This is a genomic window from Nocardioides sp., from assembly GCF_047607185.1.
GTDB lineage: Bacteria > Actinomycetota > Actinomycetes > Propionibacteriales > Nocardioidaceae > Nocardioides.
This window is the reverse complement of record NZ_JASGDQ010000090.1, coordinates 1-17,912: the sequence shown is the minus strand read 5'-3', so window position 1 is coordinate 17,912 and position 17,912 is coordinate 1. Positions and strand designations below refer to the sequence as shown.

Annotated in this window: 17 protein-coding genes; 9 read left to right on the top strand and 8 right to left on the bottom strand. The window is 69.6% G+C overall.

Going from position 1 to position 17,912, the window contains the following annotated elements:
* Nucleotides 1-153: 153 nt before the first annotated feature.
* Both trpD and QM595_RS10725 read right to left on the bottom strand, forming a co-directional pair.
* Nucleotides 154-1,182, bottom strand: a complete 1,029-nt coding sequence (trpD, locus tag QM595_RS10730; protein ID WP_415171539.1) for an anthranilate phosphoribosyltransferase — start codon at nt 1,180-1,182, stop codon at nt 154-156.
* 3 nt (nt 1,183-1,185) lie between these two features.
* The gene (locus tag QM595_RS10725; RefSeq protein WP_415171538.1) at nt 1,186-1,593 is read right to left on the bottom strand and encodes a hypothetical protein; all 408 of its coding nucleotides are present in this window, start codon (nt 1,591-1,593) and stop codon (nt 1,186-1,188) included.
* A gap of 86 nt (nt 1,594-1,679) precedes the next feature.
* Between QM595_RS10725 and QM595_RS10720 the strand changes: the two genes are divergently transcribed.
* The 3 genes from QM595_RS10720 to QM595_RS10710 are packed head-to-tail and all read left to right on the top strand — an operon-like array spanning nt 1,680 to nt 5,112.
* On the top strand, nt 1,680-3,062 hold the full coding sequence (locus tag QM595_RS10720) for a UbiA family prenyltransferase (RefSeq protein WP_415171537.1): 1,383 nt from the start codon (nt 1,680-1,682) through the stop codon (nt 3,060-3,062).
* A complete protein-coding gene (locus QM595_RS10715; protein ID WP_415171536.1) occupies nt 3,059-4,378 on the top strand; it encodes an FAD-binding protein in 1,320 nt (439 codons plus the stop codon). Before QM595_RS10720 ends, QM595_RS10715 begins: the two co-directional genes overlap by 4 nt.
* On the top strand, nt 4,375-5,112 hold the full coding sequence (locus QM595_RS10710; protein ID WP_415171535.1) for an SDR family NAD(P)-dependent oxidoreductase: 738 nt from the start codon (nt 4,375-4,377) through the stop codon (nt 5,110-5,112). The genes QM595_RS10715 and QM595_RS10710 overlap by 4 nt, the downstream gene beginning before the upstream one ends.
* A 3-nt stretch (nt 5,113-5,115) precedes the next feature.
* Here QM595_RS10710 and QM595_RS10705 read toward each other — a convergent pair whose 3' ends face one another.
* Nucleotides 5,116-6,048, bottom strand: coding sequence for a cytochrome c oxidase assembly protein (locus QM595_RS10705; protein WP_415171534.1), 933 nt, complete (start codon nt 6,046-6,048; stop codon nt 5,116-5,118).
* Between the two features lie 167 nt (nt 6,049-6,215).
* On the opposite strand from QM595_RS10705, the gene QM595_RS10700 reads away from it, so the two are divergent.
* From QM595_RS10700 to QM595_RS10685, 4 genes are read left to right on the top strand one after another with little or no spacing between them, the layout of a single operon-like run.
* Entirely contained in the window at nt 6,216-6,821 is a 606-nt protein-coding gene (locus QM595_RS10700) for a cytochrome c oxidase subunit 3 (RefSeq protein ID WP_415171541.1), read from the top strand.
* Between the two features lie 35 nt (nt 6,822-6,856).
* Nucleotides 6,857-7,723, top strand: a complete 867-nt coding sequence (locus tag QM595_RS10695; RefSeq protein WP_415171533.1) for a cytochrome c4 — start codon at nt 6,857-6,859, stop codon at nt 7,721-7,723.
* The gene (locus QM595_RS10690; RefSeq protein ID WP_415171532.1) at nt 7,720-8,832 is read left to right on the top strand and encodes a Rieske 2Fe-2S domain-containing protein; all 1,113 of its coding nucleotides are present in this window, start codon (nt 7,720-7,722) and stop codon (nt 8,830-8,832) included. Before QM595_RS10695 ends, QM595_RS10690 begins: the two co-directional genes overlap by 4 nt.
* A complete protein-coding gene (locus QM595_RS10685) occupies nt 8,829-10,583 on the top strand; it encodes a cytochrome b (RefSeq protein WP_415171531.1) in 1,755 nt (584 codons plus the stop codon). The genes QM595_RS10690 and QM595_RS10685 overlap by 4 nt, the downstream gene beginning before the upstream one ends.
* A gap of 18 nt (nt 10,584-10,601) precedes the next feature.
* Here the strand turns inward: QM595_RS10685 and QM595_RS10680 are convergent, their stop codons facing one another.
* From QM595_RS10680 to coxB, 4 genes are all read right to left on the bottom strand, one after another.
* On the bottom strand, nt 10,602-11,801 hold the full coding sequence (locus QM595_RS10680; RefSeq protein ID WP_415171540.1) for an Ig-like domain-containing protein: 1,200 nt from the start codon (nt 11,799-11,801) through the stop codon (nt 10,602-10,604).
* A 302-nt stretch (nt 11,802-12,103) separates the two neighbouring features.
* Entirely contained in the window at nt 12,104-12,520 is a 417-nt protein-coding gene (locus tag QM595_RS10675; protein ID WP_415171530.1) for a cytochrome c oxidase subunit 4, read from the bottom strand.
* Nucleotides 12,520-14,214: a cytochrome c oxidase subunit I gene (gene ctaD, locus QM595_RS10670; RefSeq protein ID WP_415171529.1), complete on the bottom strand. Its 1,695-nt coding sequence runs from the start codon at nt 14,212-14,214 to the stop codon at nt 12,520-12,522. Before ctaD ends, QM595_RS10675 begins: the two co-directional genes overlap by 1 nt.
* A complete protein-coding gene (gene coxB / locus QM595_RS10665; RefSeq protein WP_415171528.1) occupies nt 14,211-15,098 on the bottom strand; it encodes a cytochrome c oxidase subunit II in 888 nt (295 codons plus the stop codon). Before coxB ends, ctaD begins: the two co-directional genes overlap by 4 nt.
* Nucleotides 15,099-15,193: 95 nt before the next feature.
* Here coxB and QM595_RS10660 point away from each other — a divergent pair, with 95 nt between their 5' ends.
* The gene (locus QM595_RS10660; protein WP_415171527.1) at nt 15,194-16,312 is read left to right on the top strand and encodes a cysteine desulfurase family protein; all 1,119 of its coding nucleotides are present in this window, start codon (nt 15,194-15,196) and stop codon (nt 16,310-16,312) included.
* On the opposite strand, the gene QM595_RS10655 is transcribed toward QM595_RS10660, so the two are convergent.
* Nucleotides 16,313-17,314, bottom strand: a complete 1,002-nt coding sequence (locus QM595_RS10655; RefSeq protein ID WP_415171526.1) for a carbohydrate kinase family protein — start codon at nt 17,312-17,314, stop codon at nt 16,313-16,315.
* Between the two features lie 64 nt (nt 17,315-17,378).
* Between QM595_RS10655 and QM595_RS10650 the strand changes: the two genes are divergently transcribed.
* On the top strand, nt 17,379-17,624 hold the full coding sequence (locus QM595_RS10650; protein WP_415171525.1) for a hypothetical protein: 246 nt from the start codon (nt 17,379-17,381) through the stop codon (nt 17,622-17,624).
* Nucleotides 17,625-17,912 lie beyond the last annotated feature (288 nt).

Here is a 17,912-nt window from a genome sequence, read left to right as displayed (position 1 = left end):
TGGCCGGCCTCAAGACCGACGTGGCCGGCCTCAAGACCGACGTGGCCGGCCTCAAGACCGACGTGGCCGGCCTCAAGACCGACATGGTCCTGGTGAAGGACGGCCTCGCCGAGGTGTTGCGTCGGCTTCCCGACGCCTCGTGACGGCCAGCTGTCAGGCGGAGCCGGCCAGCCACCGGTCGAGCGCCCGGCTGGCGGCGCCCGAGTCGATCGACTCGGCGGCCCGGACGATGCCCTCGGCGAGCGCCCGCTCCACCTCGCCCGACTCCTCCGCGTAGACGGCCAGCGCCGCACCGGCGTTGAGGAGCACCGCGTCCCGGACCGCACCGGTCTCGCCGGCGAGCAAGCGGCGTACCACGTCCGCGTTGTGCTGGGCGTCGCCGCCGCGGAGCGCCTGGGCAGGCGAGTAGTCGATGCCGAAGTCGCGTGGGTCGATGGTGTGCTCGGCGACCTCGGCACCGTCGACCACCCACAGCGAGGAGGTGGTCGTGATCGTCAGCTCGTCGAGGCCGTCGTCGCCGCGGAACACCCAGGCATCGGCACCCCGGGCCGCGAACACGCCGGCCATCACCGGCGCCATCGCCGCGTCCGCGACGCCGATGGCGTTGGCGGCGGGTCTGGTCGGGTTGGCCAGCGGCCCCAGCAGGTTGAAGGTGGTGCCGATGCCGAGTTCGCGGCGCGGTACGGCGGTGTGCCGCATGGCGGGGTTGAACGCGGCCGCGAAGAGGAACGTGATCCCGGCCGTCTCGGCCAGCGCCTCGACGCGGTCGACGGGCAGGTCGAGGCGGATGCCGAGCGCCTCGAGCACGTCGGCGGAGCCGGACTGGGAGGAGGCCGAGCGGTTGCCGTGCTTGACCACCTTCGCGCCCGCGCCGGCGGCCACGATCGCCGACATCGTGGAGATGTTGACCGACATCGAGCGGTCGCCGCCGGTGCCGACGATGTCGAGCAGTCGGCCGGGGATGGAGATCGGCGTGGCCTGGGCGTACATCGCGTCGACGAGGCCGGTCAGCTCCGCGGTGGTCTCGCCCTTGGCGCGCAGCGCGACGGCGAAGCCGGCGACCTGCGCCGGGGTCGCCTCACCGCGCAGGATCTCCCCCATCGCCCAGGCGGCCTGCGCGGAGGTGAGGTCGGTGCGCGCCACGAGCGCCGCGAGCACCTCGGGCCAGGTGATGTCGCTCACGGGTCAGGCGTTCGCGGGCACGCGAGCGCGCAGCAGCGGGACCACGGTCTCCGCCAGGACGAGCGGGTCGATCGGGTGCGACACCGCGGCCTCGGCGCGTGACCAGGTCGCCAGCCAGGCGTCCTGGGGACGACCGGTCAGCACCACGATCGGCGGGCACCGGTAGATCTCGTCCTTGAGCTGCTTGGCGATGCCCAGGCCGCCGGCGGGCACCGCCTCGCCGTCGAGGATCGCCAGGTCGATGTGGCCGGCGTCCATGTTCTGGATCACCACCGGCTCGGTGGCCACCTCGACGTACTCCACCTCGGGGAGATCGGGGTGCGGCCGCCGCCCGAGGGCGAGGATGACCTGCTGGCGGGTGTCGATGTCGTCGCTGTAGACGAGCACCTTCAGGGGCTTCGTTGCGGTCACGACGGTGACTCTACTCTCGCCGAATCTCTGCTGAACACGGACTTCTGGCCCCCATGTGGAAGTCGGCGTGGCTACGATGGGCGATCATGACCACGCCCGCCGACGTGCCACTCGTCGTGGACCTCGACGGCACCCTGATCCGGACGGACCTGCTGCTGGAGACGGCGTCGCGGTTCGTGACCCAGCAGCCGTGGCGGCTGACGAGGCTGCCGGGCTGGCTCGTTCAGGGGCGGAGCAGGCTCAAGGCCGAGCTGACGAGCCAGGCCGAGGTCGACGTCAGCAGCCTGCCGTACGACGACCACACGCTGGGCTGGCTGCGGGAGGAGCACGCCGCCGGCCGGCGGCTGGTGCTGGCCAGCGCCAGCGACGAGCGGCTGGTGCGGCGGGTGGCCGACCACCTGGGCATCTTCGACGAGATCCATGGCTCCACCTCGGAGGTGAACCTCAAGGGCCCCCGCAAGCGGGATCTGCTGGTGTCCCGGTTCGGCGAGCGGGGGTTCGACTACGTCGGCGACTCCCGCGCCGACGAGGTGGTCTTCGACTCCGCTCTCACCGCCCACCGGGTGGCCCGGCCGCGCGGCCGGGCAAGGGCGTTCGCCCGGGCACTGCGGCCGCACCAGTGGGTCAAGAACGCGCTGGTGGCGCTCCCGCTCTTCACCGCGCAGCGGCTCGATGATGGCGGCGCGGTGGCCGCCACGGTGCTGGCGGTCATGACGTTCTCGCTGACCGCCTCGGCGACGTACCTCCTCAACGACATCGCCGACGTCGACAGCGACCGCCGCCACCCGATCAAGCGCGACCGCCCGTTCGCCTCGGGACGGCTGAGCCTGGCCACCGGCTGGGTCGCTGCGCCGGCCATGCTCGTCCTCGCCTTCGCGCTGGCGGCGATCTGGCTGCCACCGGTCTTCGTCGCGGTGCTGGCGGCCTATCTCGTCATCACCGTTGCCTACACCGTGCGGCTCAAGCGCAAGGCCGTCCTCGACGTGGTGACGCTCGGCGTCCTCTACACCATCCGGATCGTCGCGGGCGCGGCGGCGATCACCGTGTCGCTGTCGCTGTGGCTGCTGACCTTCTCGATGCTGTTCTTCCTCAGCCTGGCGCTGGTCAAGCGGGTCAGCGAGCTCACCCGGCTGCGTCGCACCCAGGCGGGCGCGATGCGCGGCCGGGGCTACCTCGACGCCGATCTGGAGCTGCTGTCGTCGTACGGCGTGGCCACCAGCGTCGGCGCCGTGGTGATCTTCTCGCTCTACGTCAACGACCCGGTCACCTCCGAGCTCTACGAGACGCCGGAGCTGCTGTGGCTGACGGTCCCGGTGCTGCTCGCCTGGTTGATGCGGGTCTGGCTGCGGGCGCACCGCGGCGAGATGGACGAGGACCCGATCGTCTTCGCGATCCGCGACCGCGCCAGCCTGCTCGCCGGCGGCCTGATCGTGCTCGCCTTCGTCGCCGCCAAGGTGGTGAGTTCGTGAACACCTGGGGCTGGGGTCGCTTCCCCGTCGTCGACGGCGAGGTCGTCACCGCTCGCGACGCGGCCGACGCCGCCGCCGCGCTGGCGGCCGGGCCGCTGATCCCGCGCGGCCTGGGCCGCAGCTACGGCGACAGCTCGCTCGGCGAGCGGATGCTCGATCTCACCGGGCTCGACAGCCTCCTGGCCTTCGACGAGGTGAGCGGTGAGCTGAGCGTGGAGGCCGGGGTCTCGCTCTCGGAGATCATCCGGGTGATGCTCCCCCGCGGCTGGTTCCTGCCGGTCACGCCGGGCACCCGGTTCGTCACCGTCGGTGGCGCGATCGCCTCCGACGTGCACGGCAAGAACCACCACCAGGACGGCACCTTCACCGACCACGTCACCTCGCTGCGGCTGCTGGTCGGGTCCGGCGAAGTCCTCACCGTCAGCCGGAGCCAGCACCCGGACCTGTTCCACGCGACCTGCGGCGGCATGGGGCTGACCGGGGTGATCCTCGCGGCCACGGTCAGGCTGCTGCCGGTCGCCTCCCGCAATGTCGAGGAGACGGTCGTCAAGGCCCCCGACCTGGCTGCCGCGCTCGCGGCGTTCGCGGAGCGCGGCGACGCGACCTACTCCGTGGGCTGGATCGACCTGGTCGCCTCCGGCGCGACGCTGGGTCGCTCCCTGGTCATGACGGGCGAGCACGCCACCGACGGCGATCTCCGCCTCGCCAGTGACGCCACCCTCGCCACGGTGCCGTTCAGCACGCCCTCCCGGCTGGTCAACCGGTTCACGGTGAGCGCCTTCAACAAGCTCTACTACGCCCGCGTGCGGCAGCCGGTGCTCCAGCACACCGTCGGCTTCGAGCCGTTCTTCTACCCGCTCGACAGGATCGGCGAGTGGAACCGACTGCTCGGCTCCCGAGGATTCCTGCAGTACCAGTTCGCCATCCCGTTCGGCGACGGCCCGGCCGCGCTGCGTGAGGTGATCGAGCGGATCGCCGCCGCCAGCCAGAGATCCAGCGCGCTGGTAGCCACCCCGATCGCGGTGCTCAAGATCTTCGGCGAGAGCAACGACAACCTGCTCTCCTTCCCGATGGCCGGCTACACGCTCGCCCTCGACTTCGCCGCGACGCCCGCCGCGCTGCGGTTCTGCGACGAGCTGGACCGGCTCGTCCTCGCCGCCGGCGGCCGGCTCTATCTCACCAAGGACTCCCGGATGAGCCCTGCCATGCTCGCCGCCTCCTACCCCCGGCTCGAGGAGTTCGAGCGCGTCCGCGAGCGGTACGGCGCCACCGGGGTCTTCACCTCCACGCAGTCGAAGAGATTGGGATTGTCATGACCACCGTCGCCGTGCTCGGAGCCACCAGCGGCATCGCCCACGCCGCGCTGCGGGAGTGGGCCGGCCGGGGCGTCTCGCTCCGGCTGGTCGCCCGTGACGCCGCCAAGCTGGAGCGTGCGGCCGCCGACCTCGCGGTCAGGGGCGCGGCCGCCGTCGTCACCCACGTGGCCGATCTCGGCACCGGCGACCTGGTCGAGGAGGCGGTCGACTGGGTGTTCGCCGAGGGCGCCGTGGACGTCGTACTCGTCGCCTTCGGTGTGATGCCCTCCCAGCAGCAGGCGGATGCCGACCCGGCGAGCGCGATGGCGCTGCTCGACGTCAACGGCACCCTCAACCTGCTCGCCGCCCAGCTCGCGGCGCTCCGGCTGGAGCGGCAGGGTCACGGCTCGCTCGTCGTCATCGGCTCCGTGGCCGGCGACCGCGGCCGGGCCTCCAACTACCTCTACGGCGCCGCCAAGGCGATGGTCGCTACCGGCGTGGCCGGCCTCCAGCACCGGCTGGCCGGCACCGAGGTCCACGTCACCCTGGTCAAGCCGGGGCCGACCGCCACGCCGATGACCGACCACCTGCGCGGCGGCAAGCTCCGACTGGCCAAGGCCGAGACCGTCGGCCATGACATCGTGCGAGCGGTCGACCGGAGCCAACCGGTGGTCTACACCCCCCGCAAGTGGCAGCTGATCATGGCGATCATCCGGCGGCTGCCCCGGCGCGTCTTCGAGCGGACCGATCTCTAATCCTCACGGGTCCTCACGCCCGGCCGCGGCGCGCTCGCGGGCCTCGAGGAGGTCGAGGCGACGGTCCTCGCGGGCCGCCTCACGGATCGAGGCGCGCACCCACTGGGAGAACAGCACGCCGAAGAAGACCAGGCCGACCAGATCCCCGGCGCCCCAGAGGATGCCGCCGGCGAGGTGCTGGTCGGCGGCCGGGTCGGGCAGCCAGGCACCCATCGGGCCGTCGCGCAGCGAGGGGTACCAGGAGCCGCCGAGCAGCCTCGACTGGCCCATGATCGTGATGCCCAGGAAGGCGTGGAAGGGCAGCGTGAGGACCGTCAGCAGGATCCGGAAGGGATAGGACACCCGGCCCGGGACCGGGTCGACCCCCATCAGCGGCCAGAAGAAGAGCGCGCCGACCAGCACCAGGTGCAGGTGCATCATCTCGTGGACGTAGTCGTGGTGCAGCGAGGCGCCGTACCAGCCGCTGAAGTAGAGCGCCCAGGGCGAGATGACGTAGAGCAGGAAGGTCAGCGGCGGGAACGACAACACCCGGGCGACCCGCGAGTGGAGCACGGCCAGCAGCCAGCGTCGAGGGGTCGCCGGCAGCGTCCGCAGCGCCAGCGTCACCGGCGCGCCCAGTGCGAGGGCGAGCGGCACCACCATCGACAGGATCATGTGCTGGACCATGTGCACGCTGAGCAGGGTGGTGTCGTAGGCGCCCAGCCCGGAGCAGGTGGCGAGGTAGAAGGAGCCCATCGCGACGACCACGAAGCAGAGCGTCCGGCCCACCGGCCAGCGGTCGCCGCGGCGGTGCAGCACCCGGACGCCCCACAGGTAGAGACCGGCCGCCCAGACGGTCACCACGAACGGTATCGGCGCCAGTCCCCACTCGGTGAAGACCCGCGACAGGCCGAACTCCGGCAGGTCTAGCGGGGCGGTGGCGTCCAACACGAGCACGCAGTGAACTGTAGGACGGCCACGGGCCAACGACCCGTCCCAGGGGCACCGCGAGCGCCCCCGGGACGGGGACACGCCCTTGAGGAGGGGGTCGAGGTGCCCTCGGGAACGACTACCGACATAATGAGCCCGTGGCCACAGCAGCTTCCGCCCTTCCTGCATCCCGTCTGCACGGGCAGCACGACCGACCGAGCATGGTCAGCGTCGGGACGATCATCTGGCTCTCCAGCGAGCTGATGTTCTTCGCGGCCCTGTTCGCGGCATATTTCACGATTCGCTCGGTGAGCCCGGAGCTGTGGGCCTACAACACCGAGAAGCTCAACATCCCGTTCGCCACGGTCAACACGATCATCCTGGTGCTGTCCTCGGTGACCTGTCAGATGGGCGTCTTCAAGGCCGAGGCCGGCAAGGTCGGCCGCTCCGGCTCGCTGCTCAACGTCGGCGGCTGGGGCCTGCGCGAGTGGTTCATCCTGACCTACCTCATGGGCGCGGTCTTCATCGCGGGTCAGGCGACCGAGTACGCCGCCCTGATCCAGGAGGGCGTGACCATCCCGAACTCGGCCTACGGGACGATGTTCTACCTCACCACCGGGTTCCACGGCATCCACGTGACCGGCGGCCTGATCGCCTTCCTCTTCGTGCTGGGCCGCACCTACGTCGCCAAGCGCTTCACCCACGAGCAGGCGGTGAGCGCGATCGTGGTGTCCTACTACTGGCACTTCGTCGACGTGGTCTGGATCGGCCTGTTCGCGTCCATCTACATCGTCAAGTGAGGACTCCTACGTTGCCCCGCCTGTTTCGACGCAGTGTGAACCGCTCCGCCGGCTTCCTCTCCCGGCACCGCCGTCGCCCGCTCGCGGGAGCCGTCGTGCTGCTGTTCGGCCTGCTGGTCGCGGGCGGCGCCTACACCGCGCTGTCGCCGACCTCCTCGGCCGGTGCCGCACAGAGCGACGAGGCGCTGATCGCGCAGGGCCGTGAGCTCTTCATCGCCGGCTGTTCGTTCTGTCACGGCGTCAACGGCGAGGGCCAGACCGACGTCGACGACAAGCTGATCGGCCCCAACCTGGTGGGCGTGGGCGCCGCCGCCGTCGACTTCCAGATGGGCACCGGCCGGATGCCGCTGGCCGCGCCCGGCGCCCAGGCGCCGGTGAAGTCAGGCGCCTACAGCGACGACGAGATCGCCGCCATCGCGGCGTACGTCGCCTCGCTGGCCCCCGGCCCGGCGATCCCCTCCGAGGCCGACTACTCCACCGAGGGCATGACGGCGGAGGAGAAGGAGGAGGCGATCGTCCGCGGCGGCCAGATCTTCCTGACCAACTGCACCGCCTGCCACAACTTCACCGGTGCCGGTGGCGCGATGCCGTGGGGCGGCAAGGCGCCCCGGCTGCTCGACACCAGCCCCAAGCACATCTACGAGGCCATGCTGACCGGCCCGCAGTCGATGGACACCTTCTCCAACGGCAACCTGTCGCCGGAGGCCAAGCGCGACGTCATCGCCTACATCGAGTCGATGAAGGAGCAGCCCGGCTACGGCGGGTTCAGCCTCGGCTCGGTCGGCCCGGTCGGCGAGGGCCTGTGGGCCTGGGTCGGCGGCATCGGCGTCATGGTCGCGTTCGCAGTCTGGATCGCCGCCCACACCACCCGTTCCAGCAAGACGAAGGGAAACAAGGCGTGAGCTCCGACAGCGGGCACAACGAGCACGAGATCAACGCGGAGACCGACGCGCTGCTCCCGGACCCGGGTCTTGAGGATCACCACTGGCGGCCGACCGACGTCGACCCCAAGGCGGAGCGGCGCGCCGAGCGCCAGGTCGCCACGCTGTTCGGTCTCTCCGCAATCTGCACCGTCCTCTTCGTCGTCTCCTACTTCGCCATCAAGAGCGGCGTCGACGGCGACACCTTCGTCGGCCTCGGCGCGTCCAACCTCTTCCTCGGCCTGACTCTGGGACTGGCCCTGCTGCTCATCGGCGTCGGCGTCATCCAATGGGCCCGCAAGCTGATGGGCGACCAGGAGATCGTCGAGCAGCGCCACCCGGCCGCCTCCTCCGAGGAGGACCGCGCGGCCACCCTGGCGGCTCTCGCCCAGGGCATCGAGGAGACCGGCATCGCCCGCCGGCCGCTGGTGCGCAACTCGCTGCTGGGCGCGGTCGGCCTGCTGGCCGCTCCGGCCGTGGTGATGCTGCGCGACCTGGGCCCGCTGCCCAACCAGACCGAGAACGCCGAGGCCGGCACCGGGCTGCGTCACACCGTGTGGAAGAAGGGCATGCGCGTCGTCCGCGACGTGGTCGGCACCCCGATCAAGGCCTCCGACGTCGAGATCGGCGACCTGTTCAACGCCGAGCCCGAGGCGATCTTCCCGACCGAGGAGAACGGCCAGCCGGCGCTCGAGGGGGTCGCGCTCCAGGTCGCGAAGTCGAAGGCCGCCATCGTGCTGCTGCGCATGGACACCGACGACATCGTCAACGACGTGACCCGCAACTGGTCGGTCGAGGGCATCGTCGCCTACTCCAAGATCTGCACCCATGTCGGCTGCCCGATCTCGCTCAACGAGCGTACGACGCACCACCTGCTGTGCCCGTGCCACCAGTCGACCTTCGACCTCGCCGACGCCGGCAAGGTGGTCTTCGGCCCCGCCGGGCGTCACCTGCCGCAGCTCCCGCTCGGCGTCGACGACGAGGGCTACCTGATCGCGCTCAGCGACTTCCCGGAGCCGGTTGGACCGAGCTTCTGGGAGCGTGAGACCTACTCTCCTGAGGACGTCGAGAAGAAGGCGGACATCTCGTGAGCATCGACACCTCGAAGGTGGCCAAGAGCAACGCCACGACGGCCGCCACCGTCAAGCCCAACAAGCTGGCCGGCGTCGGCACCTGGGCCGACGAGCGGCTCGGCCTGGCCGCACTCGGCAAGAAGAACCTGCGCAAGGTCTTCCCCGACCACTGGTCGTTCATGCTCGGCGAGATCGCGCTGTGGAGCTTCGTCGTACTGCTGCTCTCCGGCGTGCTGCTGACGCTGTGGTTCAAGCCGTCGATGGGCGAGGTCGCCTACCAGGGCTCCTACGACAATCTGCGGGGCATCGAGATGTCGGAGGCGATGGCCTCCACGCTGCACATCTCCTTCGACGTGCGCGGCGGCCTGCTGATGCGGCAGATGCACCACTGGGCGGCGATGCTGTTCATCGCGGCCATGATGATCCACCTGCTGCGCGTCTTCTTCACCGGCGCCCACCGCAAGCCGCGCGAGGTCAACTGGGTGATCGGCTGCCTGCTGCTGCTGCTCGGCACCCTGGAGGGCTTCACCGGCTACTCCCTGCCCGACGACCTGCTCTCGGGCACCGGCGTCCGGGCCGCTGACGGCTTCATCAAGTCGATCCCGATCGTCGGCACCTACGTCTCGTTCTTCCTCTTCGGCGGCGAGTTCCCCGGGGACGCGATCATCCCCCGGCTCTACACCATCCACGTGCTGTTGATCCCTGGCCTGCTGCTGGCGCTGATCGCCGCGCACATGCTGCTGCTCGTCTACCACAAGCACACCCAGTGGCCCGGCCCCGGTCGGACCGAGGAGAACGTGGTCGGTTACCCGCTGCTCCCCGTCTACATGGCCAAGGCCGGCGGCTTCTTCTTCGTCGTCTTCGGCGTGACCGCGATCATGGGCGGCCTGTTCTCGATCAACCCGGTGTGGAAGTTCGGTCCCTACGATCCGACCAAGGTGACGGCCGGCTCACAGCCCGACTGGTACATGGGCTGGCCCGACGGCCTGCTCCGCATCATGCCCGGCTGGGAGTCGCACTTCTGGGGCTCGACCTGGTCGTGGAATGTGCTGGTTCCGGTCATCATCATGCCGGGGGTCATGTTCACCGTCCTGCTGCTGCTGCCCTTCCTGGAGTCGTGGGTCACCGGCGACAAGCGGGAGCACCACCTGCTGCAGCGTCCCCGCAACGCGCCGACCCGGACTGCCCTGATGGTCTCGCTGATGACCTTCTACGCGATGGCCTGGATCGCCGGCGGCAACGACCTGATCGCGATCAAGCTGCACTCCTCGATCAACGACATCACCCACGTGCTGCGGGTGCTGATCTTCGTCGCACCGGCCGTCGCGTTCTTCGTGACCCGCCGGATCTGCGTGGCGCTGCAGCGCCACGACAACGAGACGCTGCTGCACGGCTACGAGACCGGCGTGATCATGCGGACCCCGGAGGGCTCCTACTACGAGAAGCACGCGCCGATCAGCGAGGCGGAGGCCTACACGATCACGGTGCGCGATCGCAGCGCCGACCAGCTCGCCGCGGCTCCGGAGGTCGACGAGAACGGCCTGCCGGCGCCGAAGGGCCCGCTCGGCGGCCTGCGTGACCGGCTGCGCACGCTCTACTACGCCGACGACGTGGACAAGCCCACCCTCGAGGAGCTCGAGGAGGCGCACCACCACGCCGAGCACGAGGCTCACCAGCTGGCCGGGGTCGAGGGCCACTCGGCCGACGGCCACCAGCTCGACGGTCGGCACTCGGTCTCCGAGGAGCCGCTCCGCCCCGAGCAGCACTGAGAACGTCCTCGCTGGAGGTCAGGAGAGCGCGGAGCCGGCCTGCCAGTCGGCATAGGACTCGTTCCAGTCGCCGTAGCCGTTGGTGAGGTCCATCGGGCGGTTGGTGCCGGTGTACACGACGACGTCGCCGCGCAGGCTGAGGTCGTAGAGCCACTTGGCGTCGGCGGTGCTCATGCCGGTGCAGCCGTGGGAGACGTTGGCGTGGCCCTGCGAGGCGACCGACCAGGGGGCGGCGTGGATGAACTCGCCGGAGTAGGTCAGCCGCATCGCCCACTGGACGTCGTCGAGGTCGTAGTAGTCCGACCCGGAGGTGATCCCGATGGTCTCCGAGCGCATCCGGCGCTTGGCGAACTTCTCCATGATCACCTTGATGCCGGAGCGGGTCGTGAACCCCTCCTTGCCGGTGGTGATCGGGAAGTTCTTGACCAGCGACTTGTTGACGTAGACCCGCATCCGGTCGGTCTTGGCGTTGACCTTGTAGATGTGGGAGTCGCCGACGTGGAAGGCGACCTGGCGATCGGTCTGGCCGTAGACGCCGTTGCCGGCCGGCAGGCTGTTGACGTCGACGGCGACGCTGACCTCGGTGCCGGGCTGCCAGTAGGTCGCCGGCCGCCAGTGTGCCTCGGTGTCGCTGAGCCAGTTCCAGCTGCCCTCCTGGGCCGGCTGGCTGGTGACGGTCATGTGGCGCTCGAACTCGGCCTTGTCGGTCACCGGCACGTCGAAGGCGACGATGACCGGCATACCGATGCCGACCGTCTCGCCGTCGAGTGGGGCGATCGAGGGATAGGTCTGCTGTTGCAGGGAGAGCGCGACGGTGTGGAACCGCACGGTCCGCCGCGCCTGGCCACCCTGGCTGCCGACAGCCCGGGCCTTGAGCGTGTACGACGTGTCGGGCTCGAGCAGTTGGCTCGCGGTCCACACCCCGTCGGCCGTCTCGCCGGTGATCTCGCTGGTGCCGTCGGTCAGCGTGACGTCCCCGAGGGTGCCGTCGGCGACCTCGACGGTGACTCGGGTGTCGACCGGGACGTCGCTCTGGCCCTTGGCGACGTTGGTCGTCAGCGCGACCGGGTCGTCCTGCGCGGCCTGTGACGAGGTCTGCTCGCTGGGCTGCCCGGCGGCGGAGGTCGGGCCCTCGGCGGACCCGGAGAGGTCGTCAACAGCATCGCAGCCGGCCAGGAGAACCAGACCGGCTGCGAGCGCGACTGCAGTTCGGCGCATCACGCTTCCAGGGTACGTGGGGGCTGACATCGTCCGGCGACACCACCGCCAGCGTGCCTGCCGGGCGCCGTCAGCTTGCTAGGGCTGTCCGGCGCGTGCGATGCCAAGGCGGAGGTCCGAAGGCGGCCTGGGAGCGAAGCGGCCGCCGAGCGGCGACAACGCAGCGAGCGTGCCTGCCGGGCGCCGTCAGCTTGCTAGGGCTGTCCGGCGCGTGCGATGCCAAGGCGGAGGCCCGAAGGCGGCCTGGGAGCGAAGCGGCCGCCGAGGGCCGACAACGCAGGCAGCGTGCGTGCCGGGCAGTCCTAGTGGGAGAACTCGCCTCGGTAGTACTCAAATACCCAGCCCGCGACGGCGATGAAGCCGAGCGCACCGCCGATGATCATCAGCCAATAGGCCGCCATCGCGGTGCCGAAGACGATGATGCCGAGGCAGGCGGCGCACCACAGCGGCCACCAGGAGAACGGCGGGAAGAAGCCGAGCTCACCGGCGCCGTCGGCGATCTCGCCGTCCTTGCGGTCCTCGGGGCGGGGGTCCATCCGGGTGGCGTGGAAGCCGAGGTAGACCGAGCACATCGCGGTGAGCAGCGTGCACATGGTCAACGCCGAGGTGCCGGTCCAGTCGCCGCCGTGCTCGGAACCGGAGGTGACGAACCAGTAGGTGGGGGTCACCAGCACCAGGAAGATGGTGCAGGCGATGAAGATCCAGGCCTCGGCCTTCATCAGGCGTCGCCCTCCTTACGGCCGATCGTCGGTTGCTCCAGGTCGTCCTCAAGCTCCAGCGCTGCGATCTCGGGGTGATGGAGGTCGAAGGCGGGAGACTCGGAGCGGATCCGCGGGAGCGTGGTGAAGTTGTGGCGGGGCGGCGGGCACGAGGTGGCCCATTCCAGGGAGCGGCCCCAGCCCCAGGGGTCGTCGACCTCGACCTTGGGAGCCTTGCGAGTGATCCACAGGTTGAGGAACCAGGGGATCATCGACAGCGAGAGCAGGAACGCCCCGACCGTCGAGACCTGGTTGAGGGTCTCGAAGCCGTCGGAGGGCAGGTAGTCGGCGTAGCGCCGCGGCATGCCCTCCACGCCCAGCCAGTGCTGGACCAGGAACGTGGTGTGGAAGCCGATGAACAGCAGCCAGAACTGGATCTTGCCCAGGCGCTCGTTGAGCATCTTGCCGGTGATCTTCGGCCACCAGAAGAAGAAGCCGGCGAACATCGCGAAGACCACGGTGCCGAAGACGACGTAGTGGAAGTGGGCCACCACGAAGTAGGAGTCCGAGACGTGGAAGTCCAGTGGCGGGCTGGCCAGGATGATGCCGGTCAGGCCGCCGAAGAGGAAGGTGGTCAAGAACCCGATGGTCCACAGCATGGCGCAGTCCATCGAGATGGATCCGCCCCACATGGTGCCGATCCAGTTGAAGAACTTCACGCCGGTCGGGACCGCGATCAGGAAGGTCATGCCGGAGAAGAACGGCAGGTCGACCGCGCCGGTGACGAACATGTGGTGCGCCCACACGGCCACGGACAGGATCGCGATGCCGAGCGTGGCACCCACCAGACCGACGTAGCCGAAGAGCGGCTTGCGGGAGAAGACCGGGAGGATCTCGGACACGATCCCGAAGAAGGGCAGCGCAATGATGTAGACCTCGGGATGGCCGAAGAACCAGAACAGGTGCTGCCACAGGATCGACCCGCCGTGGGCGGCGTCGAACACGTGCGCCCCCAGCTGCCGGTCGGCCTCCAGGGAGAGCAGCGCACCGGCCAGGATCGGGAACGCGATCAACACCAGCAGCGAGGTGATCAGCGTGTTCCAGGTGAAGATCGGCATCCGGAACATGGTCATGCCCGGTGCGCGCATACAGATGATCGTGGTGATGAAATTGACGGCCCCCAGGATGGTGCCCAGACCGCCCATCCACAGGCCCATGATCCACAGGTCGCCGCCGACGCCCGGGCTGCGGACCGCGTCGGAGAGCGGGGTGTAGGCGAACCAGCCGAAGTCGGCGGCGCCCAGCGGGGTCAAGAACCCCGCGGCAGCGATCAGGCCACCGAAGAGGTAGAGCCAGTAGGAGAACATGTTCAGCCGCGGGAACGCCACGTCGGGCGCACCGATCTGCAGCGGCATGATCGCATTGCCGAACGCGAAGAACAGCGGCGTCGCGAACAGCAACAGCATGATCGTGCCATGCATCGTGAACAGCTGGTTGTAGAGCTCGTCGTTGACGATCTGACTGCCCGGGAACGCCAGCTCGGCACGGATGACCAGCGCCATCACGCCGCCGACGAGGAACCACGCGAACGCGGTCACGAAGTACATCTTCCCGATCAGCTTGTGATCGGTCGTGGTGAGCAGCGCGTAGGCCTTCTGCCCCAGAGACCGACGCCCGCTCGGAGTCGCGGTGGTGTGGGGCTGAGTCGCGGTCACTCTGCGTCTCCCTCTTCCGGAAGGCCGGCCTGGGTGTAGGCGTCGGCGCCGCCGAGCAGCGGCTTGTCGGTCACGTTCTCGGGCGAGGCGGCCAGGTCCTCGACGTACTGCTGATACTCCTCCTGGCTGACGACCTTCACCTTGAAGAGCATCCGCGAGTGGGAGACGCCGCACAGCTCGTAGCACTTGCCGGCGTACTCGCCCTCACGGGTCGGGGTGATGGTGTAGTGGTTGACCCGGCCGGGGACCACGTCCATCTTCATCAGGAAGCCGGGCACGCCGAAGTCGTGGATGACGTCGGGGCTGTAGAGGTTGAACCGGGTCGTCTCGCCGACCGGGAGGTAGAGGGTGGGGATGTACTGCGCGGTGCCCGACTCGTGGACGTACTCGTCGTAGGCGTAGACGTCGTCGGTCAGATTGTCGTCCGCGGCGGCGTCGCGGGTGCCGATGCCGTGGTTGAAGACCCACGACCACTGCATCCCGACGACCTCGATCTCGTTGTCGACGGTGCCCTCGTCGAGCATCTCGTTCTGCACCCGGACGGTGTGGGTGAAGAACACGATGCACATCAGCACCGGGAAGATCGTGTAGAAGATCTCCAGCGGCAGGTTGTAGCGGGTCTGCACCGGGACGTCGGCGTCGCTGCGACGGCGGAAGCGCCAGATCGCGTAGAAGATCAGGCCCCATACGATGACACCGGTCACCAGCGCCGCGATCCAGGCGCCCTGCCACAGTTCAAGGTTGTAGTGACCCTGCTCGGAGGCCGGGTCCGGCATCGCGATGCGCTTCCACTCACCCTTGGTCTCCGCAGAGCAGCCACCCAGCAGGATGACAGCCGCTACGGCAAGGATCGCCCCGAAGGTCCTGGGCACTCGCTTCGCCACGAACGAGCCTCTCTACTCAAGCAAGACTTGGTTACGCCGCAGACTAGCGGAACTGGGCCCCCACCTCGGCGTTGGGGTGCCCCTAGCCTTGGCGTGTGACGAATCCTTCCGTCTATCTGGACGCGGCCTCCGCCGAGCCGCTGCATCCGGCCGCGCGGGAGGTGCTTCTCGCCGCGCTGGAGCGGGGGTACGCCGACCCGCGACGGCTCCACGGCCCCGGCCGTGACGCCCGGCTGCTGCTGGACAACGCCCGTGAGGTCGTCGCGGAGTGTCTGGGCGTGCGGCGCGAGGAGGTGACCTTCACCTCCTCGGGCACCGCGGCGGTGCAGCTGGGTCTGCTCGGGCTGGCCGCCGGCGACCAGCGGCGAGGCCGGAGCGTGGTCCATACCGCCGTCGAGCACCAGTCGGTCTTCCACGCCGCGCACTGGTGGGGCGAGCCATCGGTGGTGGCAGTGGATCACCTGGGACGCGTGGACCCCGAGCGCGTGGCGCGACGGGCGGAGGGGGCGACCGTGGTGGCGGTGCAGAGCGCCAACCACGAGGTGGGCACGGTGCAGCCGGTCGACGAGCTGGACGTAGCGGCACCGGTCTTCGTCGACGCCTGCGCCTCGATGGGCCGGCTGCCGCTCCCGGAGCGCTGGGCGGCGATCGCCGGCTCCGCCCACAAGTGGGGTGGGCCGGCCGGTGTCGGGATCCTGCTGGTCCGCAAGGGCGCGCGCTGGGCCCGACCCTTTCCCGGCGACGACCGGGTCGACGAGCGGGCGACCGGGTTCGAGAACGTGCCGGCGGCGCTCGCCGCGGCCGCGGCACTGCGGGAGGTGGTCGCCGAGCGTGGCCAGGTCGCCGCCCGCCAGCGTGACCTGATCGACCTGATCCGGGAGCGGGTCGCGGCGCTACCCGGGGTGGAGGTGCTCGGCGACCCGGTCGAGCGGCTGCCCCACCTGGTGACCTTCGCCTTCGAGCATCTCGACGGCGAGGCGATCGTGACGGCTCTGGACCGGGAGGGCTTCGGGGTGGCGAGCGGGTCGGCCTGTGCCGCTTCGACGCTGGAGCCCTCGCGGGTGCTGGACGCGCTCGGCGCCCTGGACGCCATGACTCACGGCAACCTGCGGCTCTCGCTCACCCGCGAGACCACCCGCGAGGACGTGGAGCGGTTCCTGGCGGTGCTGCCGGAGGTGGTGGCCTCGCTGCGTGGCGGGATCGGCGCCTGGTAGTCAGCGCTTCGTGAGGCTGTGCTTGATCAGAGGCGTTTCGACCTCGGCCGCCGCGGCGGCACCGTAGGAGTGCTCGATCCGGGCGACGAACTGGTGCGGGGTGAAGGAGTACTCCTGGGTGCCGACCGTCTCCACGACGTACGCCGCGAGGGTGCAGCCCACCTGGGCGGCTCGCTCGATGCCGAGGCCCCACGCGGTGGCGGCCAGGTAGCCGGACCGGAAGGCGTCGCCGACGCCGGTCGGCTCGATGGCCTCGACGTCCTTGGCGGCATGGACGACGATCGGCTCCTCCCCCTTGCGGGTGATCCGGACGCCGTCCTTGCCGAGCGTGGTGACCTGGGTGCCGACCCGGTCGAGCACCTCCGCCGCCGACCAGCCGGTCTTCTGCTCGATGAGGTGCGACTCGTACTCGTTCGAGAACAGGATCGCGGCGCCGTCGACCAGCTCGCGGATCAGCTCGCCCTCGCTGAAGGCGAGCTGCTGGCTGGGGTCGGCGATGAACGGGTAGCCCCGCTGGCGGCACTCCTGGGTGTGGCGGCGCATCCCCTCGGGGTCGTCGGCGCCGATGAGGACGTACGCCGGCTCGCCGACCTGGCGCACGATCGGGGCCAGCTCGATGAGCCTGGCCTCGCTCATCGCGCCGGGGTAGAAGCTCGCGAACTGCGCCATGGTGGCGTCGGTCGTGCAGACGAACCGGGCGGTGTGCTTGGTCTCGGAGACCCGCACGTGTGAGCAGTCGACGCCGTGCCGCTCCAGCCAGGAGCGGTAGTCGGCGAAGTCCTCCCCCACCGATCCGACCAGGATCGGTTGCAGGCCGAGCCTGCCGAGGCCGAAGCACATGTTGGCCGCCACTCCGCCGCGGCGGATCTCGAGGTCGTCGACGAGGAAGCTCAGCGAGATCTTGTCGAGTTGCTCGACCACCAGCGAGTCGGCGAACCTGCCGCCGAAGCTCATCAGATGGTCGGTAGCGATGGAACCGGCGATGAGGAGCGATCCAGACACGTGCCGGAACACTACTAGTTGGTAGTCCTTGGGATACCGATCGGTAGTCTCTAGCGTCGGTCCCATGACCGCTGTGGACCCCGTCTACGACGACCCGGCAACGCCTGCCGAGATGTTGGCCGACTGCCTCGCCGCCGAGGCTCACCTGTCGTTCCCTCACGACCGTGCCGACCTCATCGCCCGGGCTGCCGGCCGTCCGGTGCCGAGCCTGCGCTTCGAGGACTTCCCCCGCGAGGTCCCCAAGCCCGAGCTCCATCCGGCTGTCGCCGCGCAACGGATCGCCGCGGCCTTGGAGCTCGACCTCGACTGACTCCCTCCCGTGGGAGAGCTCCAACCAAATCCGTCCCCTCCCTGGATGGCAACAACCCCCGCCGGATCACCGGCGGGGGTTGTTGTTTGAGGTGAGCGGAAGCGGAGGTGGGTCACCAACGCGACCTGCCTCACCCCCGGTGAGCAGTCGCAAATTCGACTTTAGAGATTCCGCAGGTAGGGGCTGTCGAGTGAGGCGTCGTTCCAGGGCGTGGCTGAGTGCCGCCGACGAGGGAGCCGTGGCGGAGCCACGGCGACTGAGGAGAAGGTGCTCAGGCACGTGCTGGGG

Excerpts from the sequence above, each read along its gene's own strand:
- QM595_RS10720 (WP_415171537.1), top strand. The coding sequence starts at position 1,680 with ATGACCACGCCCGCCGACGTGCCACTCGTCGTGGACCTCGACGGCACC.
- QM595_RS10710 (WP_415171535.1), top strand. The coding sequence starts at position 4,375 with ATGACCACCGTCGCCGTGCTCGGAGCCACCAGCGGCATCGCCCACGCC.
- QM595_RS10680 (WP_415171540.1), bottom strand. The coding sequence starts at position 11,801 with ATGCGCCGAACTGCAGTCGCGCTCGCAGCCGGTCTGGTTCTCCTGGCC.
- QM595_RS10675 (WP_415171530.1), bottom strand. The coding sequence starts at position 12,520 with ATGAAGGCCGAGGCCTGGATCTTCATCGCCTGCACCATCTTCCTGGTG.
- QM595_RS10650 (WP_415171525.1), top strand. The coding sequence starts at position 17,379 with ATGACCGCTGTGGACCCCGTCTACGACGACCCGGCAACGCCTGCCGAG.